This window comes from Micavibrio aeruginosavorus ARL-13 (genome assembly GCF_000226315.1).
Taxonomy (GTDB): domain Bacteria; phylum Pseudomonadota; class Alphaproteobacteria; order Micavibrionales; family Micavibrionaceae; genus Micavibrio; species Micavibrio aeruginosavorus_B.
Window position 1 is genome coordinate 1,154,840 of the sequence record NC_016026.1, and the last position, 13,630, is coordinate 1,168,469.

Sequence of the window (13,630 nt, forward strand, 5' to 3'; positions counted from 1 at the left end):
TGGTGCCCAACCTGGTGAGTTGGGCCAGTAGCGGATAAGATGCATGTGTACGGTTCGCCTGGCACCTTTTGCTCCTTCTTTTCATGTTCTGACGCCTGATCCATGACCGATAATCCTAAGGACATTATGCGCCGCGAAGCGAAGCGCCACCGCGACCGGATTGATCTGGTCGACGGGGATGGCGATGCGGCGGCCGATTTGTTCATGGAAACAATGGCGCCGCGCGCGGACCAGATTGTGGCCCTGTACTGGCCCAAGGGGCGCGAATTCGATACATTGCCATTGATGGAACGACTTTTGACGGCGGGTGTCACCTGCGCTTTGCCCGTGGTGGTAAAGGATGAATGGTTGTTGCGCTTCGTTGCCTGGAATGATGGTGATGCCTTGGTCGATGGTCCGTATGGGTTAAAACAGCCATCCGTGGATGAAAATACAGCTTTTGTAGAACCGGATATTTTCGTTGTGCCGTTGCTGGCGTTTGATCGGCGCGGGAACCGCTTGGGATATGGCGGCGGATATTATGATGAAACGCTGCGCCATTATCGCGCGATAAAGGATGTAACGGCCGTTGGATATGGATATGCGGAGCAAGCGGTTTTATTCAATCTGCCTGCCGAAGACCACGATCAGAAATTGGATGTTATGATTACGCCGCGCGGTGTGCAGCGTTTTACAATTTGAATGTTTCTTCAACAATTCCCCCTGCCTGAGGGAGGGGGTTAGGGGGAGGGGATCGTATGGGCCATTCAGTGGCACCGTTTTATCCCCCACCCAACCTCCCCCTTTAGGGGAGGGAGCAAACAAGGGAAAGAGAACACAATGCGTATTTTGTTTATCGGTGATGTGTACGGGCGCACGGGACGTGATGCACTGGCCAAACACTTGCCGACCTTGCGGGAAAAACTGAAACCCGATGTTGTGATTGTGAACGGTGAAAACGCCGCGCATGGCATTGGTATTACCGAATCCATCTGCAAGGAATTTTACGGCAACGGTGTTGATGTTATCACCACGGGCAACCATGTGTGGGACCAACGCGAAATTATTTCGTACATTGAACGCGATCCGAAATTGCTGCGCCCGTTGAACTTCCCCAAGGGGACACCGGGCAAAGGGGCGTATAAACACACATTGTCCGATGGCCGTTCCATTTTGGTTGTGAACGCCATGGCCCGTATTTTCATGGACCCTTTGGATTGCCCGTTTGTGGCCATGAATGAATTGATCAATTCTTACCGCATGGGGCCGGGTGGCGTGAACGCCATCTTCCTTGATTTTCACGGCGAGGCAACGAGCGAAAAAATGGCCATGGGGCATCATCTGGACGGGCGTGTGTCGGTTGTTGTTGGCACGCACACGCACGTTCCGACGGCGGATGTACAGATTTTCAACGGCGGCACCGCATACCAATCCGACGCCGGTATGACCGGCGATTACGATAGTGTCATCGGCGTGCGCAAAGATATTCCGATTGGCCGTTTCGTGCGCAAAATGTACACGGAAAAATTCGCCCCGACAGATGGCGAAGCCACAGTGTGCGGATTATTCGTTGAAACAGATGACCGCAACGGCTGGGCCAAAAATGCCGGTGCCGTGCGCATCGGGCCGCGGTTGAAGGAAGAAATTCCGACGTTTTAAGCGATTACATCCGATTAATGTAATCCAAATCCACCCCATACCGTTCCGGGTGTTTGTCGAAATAACGGGCGCAAGCGTCGTTGAGGGCATCGATCAATTCGACGCCTTGTTTTCCGCCATGGCCTGTGATGCCGCCCAGAATAATGGCGCGGATGGTGGCGTGGAAGGCGGTCACGATTTCCATGGCGTCGGGATCGGGGTTTTCGATGACCTCCAGAAACTGCACCAGACGGTCGGAAATGCTGGTGATCAAGGCATAATGAAACATACCGCCATTGGCTTTCAGTTGCATCACGGGGTAGATCACGCCTGCAATTAATTCTTCCGGGTCGTCGCTGGGTTTGCGGGCTTTAACGCGGTCGATGCCCTTCATCAGGGACGCCAGATAAATTTCCGCCAGCGGCGCAAAATCAACCGCGTTGTTTTCCAGCAGGTTTTGCGCCTTGTCCAGAATGTCATCGCCAATTCCGCCTGTGCCGACTTTTTCTTTCAGCAGGTTGGGCGGGCGGATAAATTCCGCCTTACGGCGTTGTGGTTGGGAAAAATGCGGGGTGTTGGCGTTGTCGTCCATGGTGGCCTTCCGCTCTAACGCTTAAATAAAATCAATATCTTCGGGACGTAAATCAAAACGGTCGCCTTTGCCCATGCCGGTGCGTTCGCGAATGCGGCGCAGGTTTTCATGTGCATCGTTGACCTGTTGCTGACGCATGGATTGCATCAGAACGGCGCTCGGGCTGTCGGTATCGCGGCGGAACGGGCCGGAATGAACGCCACCGGGGACGGCGCGGTTGCGGCGGCGATCAGGACCAAAGAAATTGCCGGAACGGACGAATTGCCGCGGGCGTTCAATCACCTGGGCCAGACGTTTGTACAGATCGCGGGCGTTAAAGGGTTTGACCAAAAATTCGGTAACGCCGGCATCGCGGGCCTGGAGTACGCGGCGGCGTTCGCTGAACCCCGTCATCAAAATCACGGGCACATACGGGTTCGGGCTTTTCGGATCGTTGCGGATTTTGCGGGTGAAGGCGATGCCGTCCACCGGCTTCATCATCCAGTCGGCAATGACCATGTCCGGGTTATATTTGCAGAATTGTTCAAAGCCGGATTCGCCGTTTGGCGCGCTGATCACCGTGCCGACGCCAAAGGTGGTCAGCAGGGCCTTGGTAATTTCCAGCATCGGCTGGTTGTCTTCAACAACCAGAATGGTGATGCGGTTAAGCTGATACGTCATGATCTGACCGCTTGTCGTATGATTTTTGCGTGAATGTAAAAAGATACCCGGCCCACTTCTCCCTTTATCTTAAAGGGGTTAGCTTGCCAGAGATTTAACGATTACGGAAAACAGGAACGCAGCACACAGAAAATCGTACCACATTTGTGTGGGTTGGCAAACGTGCTATTCTGAAAGGGCCTTGCGAAAGGCGCGGGAATCCGGCATTTTTGGCCGTTTCCGGTGATCCGGATTCTCTTTTTGTTCACGGTCTGAAACCCCCAATATCAAGATACGCACATGGCAGGTCATTCCCAGTTTAAAAACATCATGCACCGCAAGGGTCGTCAGGACGCCAAGCGGGCCAAGGTCTTCACAAAAATCGGACGCGAAATCATCGTTGCCGTGAAGGGTGGTGGTTCAGATCCCGGTGCAAACCCGCGTTTGCGTGCCGCCATGTTGTGGGCACGTGAAGAAAATATGCCCAACGACCGTATTAAACGCGCGATTGACAGCGCGATGGGCGTGGGTGCCGACGATAACTACGAAGAAATTCGGTACGAAGGCTACGGCCCGGGTGGCGTAGCCATTGTGGTTGAAGCGCTGACCAACAACCGTAACCGCACGGCGGGGGATGTGCGCGCCACGTTCTCCAAATACGGCGGCAATTTAGGCGAAACCAATTCGGTCAGTTTCATGTTCGACCATGTCGGCCAGATTTTGTACCCGGCCAAAACGGCCAGCGCCGACGCAATGTTCGAAGCCGCCGTTGAATGCGGAGCCGACAATTGCGAAAGCACGGAAGACGGCCACGAAATCACATGCCAGCCGGATGATTTTGCGGCCGTTCGTGATGCGTTGGAAGAAAAACTGGGCGCGCCGGAGAAATCCGCGCTGGTTTGGAAACCCAACGTAATGGCGGAAGTGAGCGAAGAACAGGCAAAGACACTGCTGAAACTTCTCGACGTTCTGGAAGATAATGATGACGTGCAAAACGTCACCACAAACTTCGAAGTATCCGACGAAATCATGGAGCGTCTGCTCGCATCTTAACTCGAAGGAGTACCGCATGCGCATTTTGGGCATTGATCCGGGTTTGCAACGCACCGGGTGGGGCGTGATCGAAGCCGAGGGCAATCGCCTGCAATATATCGCGTGCGGTACCATTGCGACCAACCCGACATTGTCCACCGCCGAACGGTTGGCGGAAATTGATGCGGGTTTGGTTGACGCGATCAAAACATGGGAACCGGATACGGCCGCGATTGAGGAAACATTCGTCAATCGCAACCCGGCATCGGCGTTGAAACTGGGCGTGGCCCGTGGGGCCGCCATGGTGGTTCCGGCGCGGATGGGGTTATCGGTTGGGGAATATCCGGCCAATCTGGTGAAAAAATCTGTTGTTGGTACAGGCCATGCGACCAAGGACCAAATCGGTATGATGATCCGCACCTTGTTGCCCTCTGCCGGGAAAATGGGCACGGATGCGGCGGATGCATTGGCGATTGCCATTTGCCATGCCCACCATTATTCCAGCCGCCAAAAAATGGGCGGCATCATGAACGGAGGCGTACGATGATCGCAAAACTCAGCGGTATTCTGGATTCTGTTGCGCTCGATTGTTTGATTATCGATTGTGGCGGCGTGGGGTATCAGGTGTTCGCCAGTGGCCGCACGTTGTCCCGCGTGGGTCAGCCGGGTGATCCGGTCAGCGTGCTGATCGACACGCATGTGCGCGAAGACCATATCCATCTGTTCGGTTTTTATGATGCGGCGGAACAGGCATGGTTCCGTCTGTTGACCAGTGTGCAGGGCGTGGGCGCGAAAGTGGCGTTGGCGATCCTGAGCGTATGTCCGCCGGACAAGCTGGGCTACACCATCGCCGCACAAGACGTTAGCGCGTTGCGTCAGGCTGATGGCGTTGGCCCGAAACTGGCCACACGCATTGCAACGGAATTGAAAGATAAAGCAGGCAAGGTTGATCTGACCCCCATGCGCGGCGCGGTCAAGGCTCCTTCGATGAAGACGGATAAACCCGCCGCCGATCAATCCGGTGTTGATGGCGATGCCGTGTCGGCATTGGTCAATCTCGGCTATGGCCGGGCTGAGGCCTTTGCGGCCATTGCGCAATTACGCGCGGCGGGAACCGCAAATGATAATAGCAGCCTGCAAGATCTCATCCGTCTGGCGTTGAAGGAGTTGTCACAATCATGAAACAGGCAACCGAACGCAATCCGGAACTGGAAACCATCAAAACGGATACCGATGTTGAGGATGCCGCCATCCGTCCCGCACGGTTGGAAGATTTTGTTGGCCAGGACAAGTTAAAAGATAATCTGCGCGTCTTTATCGAAGCGGCGAAGGGCCGAGGCGATGCGCTGGACCATGTTCTGTTCTTCGGCCCGCCGGGTTTGGGTAAAACCACGCTGGCGCAAATCGTTGCGCGAGAACTGGGCGTGGGGTTTCGCGCGACATCCGGCCCGGTGATTGCGCGCGCGGGTGATCTGGCCGCGATCCTAACCAATCTGGAGCCGCATGATGTGTTGTTCATTGATGAAATTCATCGTTTGAACACCCATGTCGAAGAAGTTTTGTACCCGGCGATGGAAGATCGCAAACTTGATCTGGTGATCGGTGAAGGTCCTGCGGCCCGTTCGGTGCAGATTGATTTGCCACCCTTTACCTTGATCGGTGCAACAACGCGCAGCGGGATGATTTCAAACCCGTTGCGGGATCGTTTCGGCATTCCATTGCGCCTGGAGTTTTATGAGGCGAAGGATCTGTGCCGCATCGTTGCGCGGACCGCGGGTATTTTGAATATGAATTTGGCCGATGATGGCGCGATGGAAATTGCGCGCCGTTCACGCGGTACGCCGCGCATTGCCGGCCGTCTGACCCGCCGTGTGCGCGATTTCGCGCATGTATCAGGGGCAGGGCGTATTGATGCGAAAGCGGCAGATGCCGCGCTTCAACGCCTTGATGTTGATGCACAGGGGTTGGACGGTATGGACCGCCGTTACTTAACCTGCATCGCCGATAATTACGGCGGTGGTCCGGTGGGGGTTGATACGCTGGCGGCGGCGTTGTCCGACCAACGTGACGTGATCGAAGATGTGATCGAACCGTATTTGATGCAGCAAGGGTTTGTCCAACGCACACCGCGTGGCCGGATGCTGGCGGAGAAGGGGTATGCCTATCTCGGCCTGACACCGAAGAAGCCGTTGCAGGTTGATTTGTTGGACGAGGCCTAAATCATGGCCGCACATGAAATCACCGCCCGTGTGTATTACGAAGACACCGACGCCGGGGGCGTGGTGTTTTACGGGAATTACATGAAATTCGCCGAGCGGGGGCGGACGGAACTGCTCCGCGCCATTGGGTTTGAAAACAGCACGCTGGCCCGCGAAGCCGGGGTTTTGTTCGTCGTGCGCCGAATCACGGCGGAATATATGAAACCGGCGCGTCTGGATGACCTTTTGACTATAAAAACCGCCCTAAAAAAGGTGAATAACGCCAGTTTTGAGATGTTTCAGTCGATTTTTTGCCAGAATCAGATGATATTCTCCATGGACGTAACGCTGGTGACCATCAATATGGATGGCAAGCCGGTCCGCCTGCCCGATAACCTTCGGGATAAACTATCCAATTTTTCTGTTTAAGGATGAATGACGATGACACAAGCTGTCGAACGCGCTGTTGATGCAACCGCACTGGCCGGAACCACGGTCCATGACTTCACCATGTGGGGCATGTTCATGCAGGCCGACCTGGTTGTGAAGGCGGTGATGCTGGCGTTGATCTTCGCGTCGGTCTGGAGCTGGGCCATCATCCTTGAAAAACGCCATACGGTGAAGAACCTGAACCGCCGCGCCGATCGGTTTGAGGATGCGTTCTGGTCGGGTGAGCCGCTGGATAAACTCTATCAACGCGTGAAAAAGGGTAAACAAGACCCCGTTATCCGCACCTTCGCCGCCGGTATGGAGGAATGGCAAAACGGTGTCGCCATGGGTATGCCGGGCAAGGAAAGCGTGGCGGCCAGCCTGCGCCAACGTGTTGAGCGCGCCATGTCGGTGGCCATTAACCGTGAAATGAACCGTCTGGAACGCGGGATGACGTTCCTGGCCAACGTGGGGTCCACGGCACCATTCGTCGGTCTGTTCGGGACTGTCTGGGGGATCATGCACAGCTTTACCGCCATCGCCTCCAGCCAGAATACGTCGCTGGCCGTTGTGGCCCCGGGTATTGCCGAGGCGTTGTTTGCAACGGCTTTGGGCCTTGTTGCGGCTATCCCTGCGGTTATTGCCTATAACAAGTTTACGAACGATCTTAATCGTTATGCGGACCGTCTGGATGCGTTTATGTCCGAATTTTCGGCCATTCTGTCCCGCCATTTGGATAGTTACGAGAACAGCCGCGGTGGGGTCGGCTCTCACGGAAAAAAGTCTGACTCTGACACGGAAGTGAAGGTGGCTTAACCATGGGCGCATCATTATCATCAGGTGGCGGCAGCCGTTCCGGGCGTCGTGGGCGGTCCTACCGCAAAATGTCGGATATCAACGTGACACCGTTCGTCGACGTTATGTTGGTTTTGTTGATCGTATTCATGGTTACGGCCCCGTTGTTGACCTCCGGGGTTCCGGTGGATTTGCCAAAATCCGAGGCGAAACAGATCGCGGACGAAGATAATAAACCGCTGGAAATTTCCGTTATGAAAGACGGCAAAATTTTCATCGGCGAAACCGAAGTTGAACGTGACCGTTTGATCCCGTTGCTGTCATCCATGACCAACAATGACCCGGACCGCCGCATTTTCATCCGCGGGGACCAGGGGTTGCCCTATGGTGACGTGATGGACGTGATTGGGTCCGTGAACAAAGCGGGTTTCCGCAAGGTCGCGTTGATTTCCAACCCGTCTAAATAAGAAACCGTTTCACAATCTTGCCTTAAAACCGCCGTTTCTGGCGGGTAGTTGTAACACCGATGAACGCAACCGCGCCAAACGATATGCTGACATCCGGGCCGCCGCCCAAATATGCGATGCATGTGCCGGATGAAAACCAAATGCCCGCCGGAATGAAATCCGCGCTGATCGGGTCTTTGGTCGTTCATCTGGTCGTTGTGGTTATCGGCACGATGGGGCTGCCGTTTTTTAAAAAGGACTACACCGATTTGTCGCCGCCCATTGCCATTGAAATGGTTGAGGTGGCCGACATCACCACGCGGACAAAACCCGTTGAGGATTCCAAGCCTGTCGAGAAGAAAGAGCCCGCAAAAGAGCAGTTAAAGCCGCAACCGGATCGCACAAAACCGACCCCGCCGCCGCCCGCAGCCAACGATGATGCGCCCGATCGCCCGAAAGAGCCCAAGGCCCCGACGCCCGTGGAAGATTTGGCCGAGCCGGTGAAGAAGAAAGAAGAAAAGCCGAAGGAACAGCCCAAGCCAAAGGCTGAACCGAAAAAGGAACAGGTCAAGCCAAAGCCGAAGCCGGTCGAAACCAAAGCCGACGCCAAACCGGTTGAGCAGGATGACGCGTTCAAATCCTTGCTGATTGACCTGGCAGAGAAAAAGCCGGAATCCACCGATAATACAGGGGACAAAGCGGCGGCGAATACCAGCCCGACACCAGATGCGCCAATTTCCGAGCGCCTGACCATGAGCGAGATGGATGCCGTGGTGCAACAACTGGGCCAGTGCTGGAAGCTGATGGCCGGGGCGCGGTATGCCGAGAATTTGATTGTCGAAGTGCGGATGTTCATGAATCCGGACAAGACCTTGCGGGAGGCTCGTATTGTCGACCAGCTTCGTTATAATACCGACTCGTTCTACCGCGCCGCGGCGGACAGCGCATTGCGTGCCGTTCACAGCCCGGAATGCAACCCGTTGCGCCTGCCGGATGGCAAGTACAATCAGTGGAAAGATTTGAGTATCACCTTCGACCCCAGTGAAATGTTGATGTAAGGGAAAACGGATAAAAATGACCCGTAAGTTTTATGCAGTTTTTGCTTTGGCCTTGGTTCTGGTGTGTACGGTTCTGTCGACCGCTGCCCATGCACAGACTAGGTTGACGGTTAAAGATGGTAAGATTCGCAAAATTCCAATCGCGATCACCAATTTCAATCCGCAATTGCCACAACATCAGCAAATCGCAACCGAGATGCCGGATATTATCCGTAGCAACCTCGGTTCTTCTGGCCTGTTCGAGCCGGTGAGTCAGCAGTCATTCATCCAGACGCCGCAATCCATTGCGACGGACGGGGTGCGTTTCCCGGAATGGCGGGCCATTAATGCCGAGGTTCTGGTGACGGGCTCGGTCAGCACGTCGGCTGATGGCAAGACTCGCGTTGAATTCCGTCTGTGGGATGTTGTGGGGCAAACGCAAATGGCGGGTATGGCCTATACCACCACGCCGCAAAACTGGCGCCGTATTGCCCACATTATTTCGGATGAAATTTACAAACGTCTGACGGGTGAAGATGCGTATTTTGATACCCGTATCGTTTACGTGGCGGAATCCGGCCCGGCCAACAAACGTGTGAAGCGTCTGGCGATCATGGATCAGGATGGTTACAACAACCATTATCTGACCGATGGCAGCTATATGGTTCTGACTCCGCGGTTCTCCCCGAACACGCAGACCGTGGCGTATCTGGCTTATTACAACAAAAAGCCGCGCGTCTATATCTACAACATTGACACGGGCCGTCAGGAAGTTCTGGGTGATTTCCCGGGCATGACGTTCTCTCCGCGCTTCTCGCCGGATGGGTCCAAGGTCATTATGTCGTTGGCTGAAAACGGGAACACCGAGATCTATACGATGGATCTGAAATCCCGCCGTACGCAACGTCTGACTAACAATGCCGCGATTGACACAGCTCCCAGCTTCTCGCCGGATGGCCAGCAGGTTGCGTTTGAATCCGACCGTGGCGGTACACAGCAATTATATGTGATGAGCGCGAACGGTGGTGAGGCAAAGCGTATTTCCTTCGGTGAAGGCCGTTATGCCAGCCCGGTTTGGTCCCCGCGTGGTGACTTGATCGCGTTCACAAAGCTGTACAAAGGTCAGTTTTATATCGGCGTGATGCGTCCGGATGGTCAAGGTGAACGTATCATCACCACCGCCTACCACGTTGAAGGACCGAGCTGGTCCCCGAATGGCCGCGTTCTGACCTTCTTCAAGGAAAGCCCGATGAGCGGTGGTGGTAAAACGGCCCGTCTCTATACCATCGACATTACCGGTTACAACGAACGTGTGTTGAAAACGCCGAGCGATGCATCCGATCCGGCATGGTCGCCGTTGAACCCGTAAGGGATTTGATCAGATAAATAAAAAGGCCGGATTGTCTCCGGCCTTTTTTATTTTCAATTATCATTCGCTCGGAGTCGGGAATCGATAGTGATGATCCGCTCTTCTGTATGGATCCCCGTTTTCACGGGGATGACATGGCATAGGGTTAGGTGTTCGCAATATCCGCAAACGCCGCAATCACTTCGCGGTACGTGTCCCGTTTGAACGGAACAATCAGGTCGAGGATTTCATCGAAGGACACCCATTTCCACGCCTTGAATTCCGGGTCGGCCCCGTTGTGCCCGGTGTGGATGACGATGTCGGATTCCGTGCCGGTGAACCGGGCGGCCACCCATATCTGTTCTTGGCCGCCATATTGGCCGTTCCACAACTTGCCCAATAAATGCGGGGGCAGGGTGTAACGCAATGGGCGTTCCATGATGCGGAGAATGTCGGCCTTGTCCGTGCCGATTTCTTCGACCATTTCGCGGTAAAATGCGACCTTGATGTCCTCGCCCGCATCAATGCCGCCTTGGGGCATTTGCCATGCGCCGGGTGTGTCGATGCGTTCGCCGACAAAGACTTTGCCTTCGTCGTTAAACAGGGCGATGCCAACACAGGGGCGGAATGGGAGGTTTGAGAAATCTTGGGCCATGCTTGTACGCTTTCTTTTTATTTTTTCTTTAATGTCATTCCCGCGAAGGCGGGAATCCATGGTGGTTATCCATTCCTCTGTATGGATTCCCGCTTTCGCGGGAATGACGTTTGAGGGGGTGTTGCGGAATTTATTTTGCCATCCGCGTCGCTGCGGAAAGGGGGGCCAGTACCAATCCTTTTTTCTGCAGGGTCGGGGCCCACTCGGCCAGTGCCTTCAAGGTCAGAGGATTGGCGTTTACAAAACCAATCGCCGTCCCGTTATTGGCGGCGGTACGTTCCAGTGATGTCAGGGCCGCGGCAATCGCCTCCGGCGTCAATGTATGGTCGATCCAGAGGTTGGTGGAGGCATAGGGGGCATCCATACCCACAGCCATGGTACGCGGCACATCGGTCGGTTGAATATCGCCATCAACGAAACCCAAACCGCGATGGTAAATATCGTTGATCATCGGGCGCATATCGTTCAGCGATTTGATAAAGGCCGGTTCACGTCCCGTGACTACGCCGACATAGCCGGTGCCGCGCGACAATGCCCAATAGAGCTTGTTGAAATTCTGCTTCTCAATCGCATTGATCAGCAAGGTTTGCGGGCCCGGGTCGCTTAAAGGGTAATCTGCACTTTCAACGGGCAGTTTCAGCCAGACTTCATGCCCCGCTTCACGTGCGCGCTTCATCCATTGGTCCGGCGCGGTGGCGTAGGGGGTGATGGCGACGGAAATTTCGGGTGGAAGGTCTTTGAGAACAGAGGTGCCCAGCGTTTCCGAGATGCCAACATCATTCACCAGAATGGAAATAATCGGCGCACCCGATGCGCCGACAGGGCGAAATGGACGGCGATAGGCATCGAAGGGGCGTAAACGGTCGCCTTCACGGACGATCGGCAATTGGCCATCGGGTGTGACTTGAAACAACCCTGTGATCGGGGCCTTGGCCATGCCGTTTTCCATGTATTCAACGGCGGTTCCGGCAACGGGTGGTTCTATAGCTGCCGCAGTGGCTTCTGCGGGCTGTGGTTCCGGCGTTACAACGGGGGTTTCCGCTGCTGCTGCGTGATCGTCTGGCGCTTCGGTCGCGGGTGTTGTTGCATCCGGAAGCGTTGCGGGTTTTTCCGCGCGTACAATCACCGTCGTTTGTTGCGGCAGGGTGGCGTTCAGCTTGGCCAGTTCGGCACGATCCTTCCACCATGCCCATCCAGCAACCAATGCGTAGATAAGAATGACCACAGCCATTCCCCGCACGAAGGCGCGGGGAAAACCCGATTTCCCGGTGGGTCCAGTGGCTGTGGTTGAAAACGCCATGGTTGTGTTACGCCTTACTCTTTCTTCGCATCCGGTTTTGGTGTTTCGGTGACCGGGTTAGCGGCGGGGGTTGCCCCTTCCAACCGTTGTTCATACAGCATGATGCCCTTCACCAGATCCAGCGCGCGGGCCAGCTGGTAATCCTCCAGCCCTTCGCTGGTGGCATCCTTGGCATTCGGGTCGTCCTTTTTCTTCTGGGCGTCGGCTTCGGCTTTCAGGTCAGCGGACAAAGACGATTCCGCCTCATCCTTTTTCAACCCGTTATCCAGCGCACCGCGCAGGTCAGCCTCGCCAAAGGAAGAGCCTTTTACAGTTTCCAGTTTGGCCTGTTCAATCGCAATGTCGGGTTCAATCCCGGTGGCCTGAATGGAACGGCCAGACGGCGTGTAATACCGTGCCGTCGTCAAGCGCATGGCGCCATGACCCGGCAGCGGGATAACGGTTTGCACCGAACCCTTACCGAAGGATTTGGTTCCAACGACCAGCGCACGGCGGTGATCCTGCAACGCGCCGGATACAATTTCCGATGCGGATGCGGACCCACCGTTGATCAGGATGACAATCGGCTTGCCATTGGCAATGTCACCCGGCGTGGCGTTGTCGCGTTTGGTGTTGGATTCATCGCGACCACGGGTGGATACGATTTCGCCCTTGTCCAGGAACAGGTCAGACACCGAAATCGCCTGATCCAGCAAACCACCCGGGTTGTTGCGCAGGTCGAGGACGTAGCCCTTCAACTTGTCACCCGTTTTGGCTTTGATTTCTTCAACAGCGGTGCGCACACCGGTCTCGGTGTTCTGGTTGAAAGTGGTGATACGGATATAGCCCAGAGACTCATCGTAAACTTTCCAGCGAACGGATTGAATTTTGATCACGTCACGCACAATGGTCAGTTTAATCGGTTCAGCTGCGCCTTCGCGGCGGATGGTCAATTCGATCGGCGCACCAACCTTGCCGCGCATTTTGTCGACAGATTCATTCAGGCTGAGGCCCACAATGTTTTCGCCGTCCAGATGGGTGATGTAATCCCCAGCCAGAACGCCAGCACGGAAGGCGGGCGTATCATCAATCGGGGAGACAACCTTAACAACGCCGTTATCGGTGGTGACTTCAATGCCCAGCCCACCAAATTCGCCGCGGGTTTGAACCTGCATGTCGCCGAAATCTTTTTCATCCAGATAATCGGAATGCGGGTCGAGGTTAGTCAACATGCCGTTAATGGCAAATTCAATCAGTTCTTCGTCCGTTTTCGGTTCAACATATTGCGCGCGCACGCGTTCAAACACATCACCGAACAGGTTCAGTTGTTTGTATGTGTCACTGCTGTCCGGGACGGCGGTCTGCTTCGGTGCGCCCGTGCCGGCTGTGCGGTCATCGCCGCTTGCGGGTTTTTCCTCTGTTGCTGCGGGTGCCGTTTGTGCAGGGGCGTCGGTGGACGGGGCCGTGTCCTGCGCATATGCGGGACCAGACAAAGCGAACAGCGCAAAAGCCGCAACAGACAAGGCAGACAGACGGGAGATCATTGAAGCAAGGTCCTTTTCA

16 protein-coding genes are annotated in these 13,630 nt (G+C 55.2%); 11 read left to right on the forward strand and 5 right to left on the reverse strand.

Going from position 1 to position 13,630, the window contains the following annotated elements; translation table 11 throughout:
* Positions 1-102: 102 nt before the first annotated feature.
* Both MICA_RS05520 and MICA_RS05525 read left to right on the forward strand, forming a co-directional pair.
* Positions 103-681, forward strand: a complete 579-nt coding sequence (locus MICA_RS05520; protein ID WP_236619975.1) for a 5-formyltetrahydrofolate cyclo-ligase — start codon at positions 103-105, stop codon at positions 679-681.
* Between the two features lie 138 nt (positions 682-819).
* Positions 820-1,638 (forward strand): TIGR00282 family metallophosphoesterase, encoded by an 819-nt coding sequence (locus MICA_RS05525; RefSeq protein ID WP_014102720.1) that lies wholly within the window; start codon positions 820-822, stop codon positions 1,636-1,638.
* Between the two features lie 4 nt (positions 1,639-1,642).
* On the opposite strand, the gene MICA_RS05530 is transcribed toward MICA_RS05525, so the two are convergent.
* Both MICA_RS05530 and MICA_RS05535 read right to left on the reverse strand, forming a co-directional pair.
* Complete coding sequence (locus MICA_RS05530; RefSeq protein WP_014102721.1) at positions 1,643-2,209, reverse strand: hypothetical protein; 567 nt, start codon at positions 2,207-2,209, stop codon at positions 1,643-1,645.
* Positions 2,210-2,230: 21 nt separating this feature from the next.
* On the reverse strand, positions 2,231-2,869 hold the full coding sequence (locus tag MICA_RS05535) for a response regulator (RefSeq protein WP_014102722.1): 639 nt from the start codon (positions 2,867-2,869) through the stop codon (positions 2,231-2,233).
* 279 nt (positions 2,870-3,148) lie between these two features.
* Here MICA_RS05535 and MICA_RS05540 point away from each other — a divergent pair, with 279 nt between their 5' ends.
* The 9 genes from MICA_RS05540 to tolB are packed head-to-tail and all read left to right on the forward strand — an operon-like array spanning position 3,149 to position 10,154.
* The gene (locus MICA_RS05540; protein WP_014102724.1) at positions 3,149-3,901 is read left to right on the forward strand and encodes a YebC/PmpR family DNA-binding transcriptional regulator; all 753 of its coding nucleotides are present in this window, start codon (positions 3,149-3,151) and stop codon (positions 3,899-3,901) included.
* A gap of 16 nt (positions 3,902-3,917) precedes the next feature.
* Positions 3,918-4,427: a crossover junction endodeoxyribonuclease RuvC gene (ruvC, locus tag MICA_RS11855; protein ID WP_014102725.1), complete on the forward strand. Its 510-nt coding sequence runs from the start codon at positions 3,918-3,920 to the stop codon at positions 4,425-4,427.
* On the forward strand, positions 4,424-5,062 hold the full coding sequence (gene ruvA, locus MICA_RS11860) for a Holliday junction branch migration protein RuvA (RefSeq protein ID WP_014102726.1): 639 nt from the start codon (positions 4,424-4,426) through the stop codon (positions 5,060-5,062). Before ruvC ends, ruvA begins: the two co-directional genes overlap by 4 nt.
* Complete coding sequence (gene ruvB / locus MICA_RS05545; protein ID WP_014102727.1) at positions 5,059-6,099, forward strand: Holliday junction branch migration DNA helicase RuvB; 1,041 nt, start codon at positions 5,059-5,061, stop codon at positions 6,097-6,099. Before ruvA ends, ruvB begins: the two co-directional genes overlap by 4 nt.
* Before the next feature lie 3 nt (positions 6,100-6,102).
* Positions 6,103-6,507 (forward strand): tol-pal system-associated acyl-CoA thioesterase, encoded by a 405-nt coding sequence (ybgC, locus tag MICA_RS05550; protein ID WP_014102728.1) that lies wholly within the window; start codon positions 6,103-6,105, stop codon positions 6,505-6,507.
* A gap of 6 nt (positions 6,508-6,513) precedes the next feature.
* Entirely contained in the window at positions 6,514-7,323 is an 810-nt protein-coding gene (gene tolQ / locus MICA_RS05555; RefSeq protein WP_015467492.1) for a protein TolQ, read from the forward strand.
* A 2-nt stretch (positions 7,324-7,325) separates the two neighbouring features.
* Positions 7,326-7,769 (forward strand): protein TolR, encoded by a 444-nt coding sequence (gene tolR / locus MICA_RS05560; RefSeq protein ID WP_014102730.1) that lies wholly within the window; start codon positions 7,326-7,328, stop codon positions 7,767-7,769.
* A gap of 59 nt (positions 7,770-7,828) precedes the next feature.
* The gene (locus MICA_RS05565) at positions 7,829-8,806 is read left to right on the forward strand and encodes a hypothetical protein (protein WP_014102731.1); all 978 of its coding nucleotides are present in this window, start codon (positions 7,829-7,831) and stop codon (positions 8,804-8,806) included.
* A gap of 16 nt (positions 8,807-8,822) precedes the next feature.
* Positions 8,823-10,154 carry a Tol-Pal system beta propeller repeat protein TolB gene (tolB, locus tag MICA_RS05570; RefSeq protein WP_014102732.1) on the forward strand — a complete coding sequence of 444 codons (1,332 nt, stop codon included), beginning with the start codon at positions 8,823-8,825 and terminating at the stop codon, positions 10,152-10,154.
* 145 nt (positions 10,155-10,299) lie between these two features.
* Here the strand turns inward: tolB and MICA_RS05575 are convergent, their stop codons facing one another.
* From MICA_RS05575 to MICA_RS05585, 3 genes are all read right to left on the reverse strand, one after another.
* On the reverse strand, positions 10,300-10,788 hold the full coding sequence (locus MICA_RS05575; protein WP_041794382.1) for an RNA pyrophosphohydrolase: 489 nt from the start codon (positions 10,786-10,788) through the stop codon (positions 10,300-10,302).
* Between the two features lie 130 nt (positions 10,789-10,918).
* Complete coding sequence (locus tag MICA_RS05580; RefSeq protein WP_014102734.1) at positions 10,919-12,088, reverse strand: divergent polysaccharide deacetylase family protein; 1,170 nt, start codon at positions 12,086-12,088, stop codon at positions 10,919-10,921.
* A 14-nt stretch (positions 12,089-12,102) separates the two neighbouring features.
* Positions 12,103-13,611 carry a S41 family peptidase gene (locus MICA_RS05585; protein ID WP_014102735.1) on the reverse strand — a complete coding sequence of 503 codons (1,509 nt, stop codon included), beginning with the start codon at positions 13,609-13,611 and terminating at the stop codon, positions 12,103-12,105.
* Between the last annotated feature and the right edge of the window lie 19 nt (positions 13,612-13,630).

Bases quoted from the DNA above. Each gene is read 5' to 3' on its own strand.
- MICA_RS05520 (WP_236619975.1), top strand. From the start codon at position 103: ATGACCGATAATCCTAAGGACATTATGCGCCGCGAAGCGAAGCGCCAC.
- MICA_RS05525 (WP_014102720.1), top strand. From the start codon at position 820: ATGCGTATTTTGTTTATCGGTGATGTGTACGGGCGCACGGGACGTGAT.
- MICA_RS05530 (WP_014102721.1), bottom strand. From the start codon at position 2,209: ATGGACGACAACGCCAACACCCCGCATTTTTCCCAACCACAACGCCGT.
- MICA_RS05535 (WP_014102722.1), bottom strand. From the start codon at position 2,869: ATGACGTATCAGCTTAACCGCATCACCATTCTGGTTGTTGAAGACAAC.
- MICA_RS05540 (WP_014102724.1), top strand. From the start codon at position 3,149: ATGGCAGGTCATTCCCAGTTTAAAAACATCATGCACCGCAAGGGTCGT.
- ruvC (WP_014102725.1), top strand. From the start codon at position 3,918: ATGCGCATTTTGGGCATTGATCCGGGTTTGCAACGCACCGGGTGGGGC.
- ruvA (WP_014102726.1), top strand. From the start codon at position 4,424: ATGATCGCAAAACTCAGCGGTATTCTGGATTCTGTTGCGCTCGATTGT.
- ruvB (WP_014102727.1), top strand. From the start codon at position 5,059: ATGAAACAGGCAACCGAACGCAATCCGGAACTGGAAACCATCAAAACG.
- ybgC (WP_014102728.1), top strand. From the start codon at position 6,103: ATGGCCGCACATGAAATCACCGCCCGTGTGTATTACGAAGACACCGAC.
- tolQ (WP_015467492.1), top strand. From the start codon at position 6,514: ATGACGATGACACAAGCTGTCGAACGCGCTGTTGATGCAACCGCACTG.
- tolR (WP_014102730.1), top strand. From the start codon at position 7,326: ATGGGCGCATCATTATCATCAGGTGGCGGCAGCCGTTCCGGGCGTCGT.
- MICA_RS05565 (WP_014102731.1), top strand. From the start codon at position 7,829: ATGAACGCAACCGCGCCAAACGATATGCTGACATCCGGGCCGCCGCCC.
- tolB (WP_014102732.1), top strand. From the start codon at position 8,823: ATGACCCGTAAGTTTTATGCAGTTTTTGCTTTGGCCTTGGTTCTGGTG.
- MICA_RS05575 (WP_041794382.1), bottom strand. From the start codon at position 10,788: ATGGCCCAAGATTTCTCAAACCTCCCATTCCGCCCCTGTGTTGGCATC.
- MICA_RS05580 (WP_014102734.1), bottom strand. From the start codon at position 12,088: ATGGCGTTTTCAACCACAGCCACTGGACCCACCGGGAAATCGGGTTTT.
- MICA_RS05585 (WP_014102735.1), bottom strand. From the start codon at position 13,611: ATGATCTCCCGTCTGTCTGCCTTGTCTGTTGCGGCTTTTGCGCTGTTC.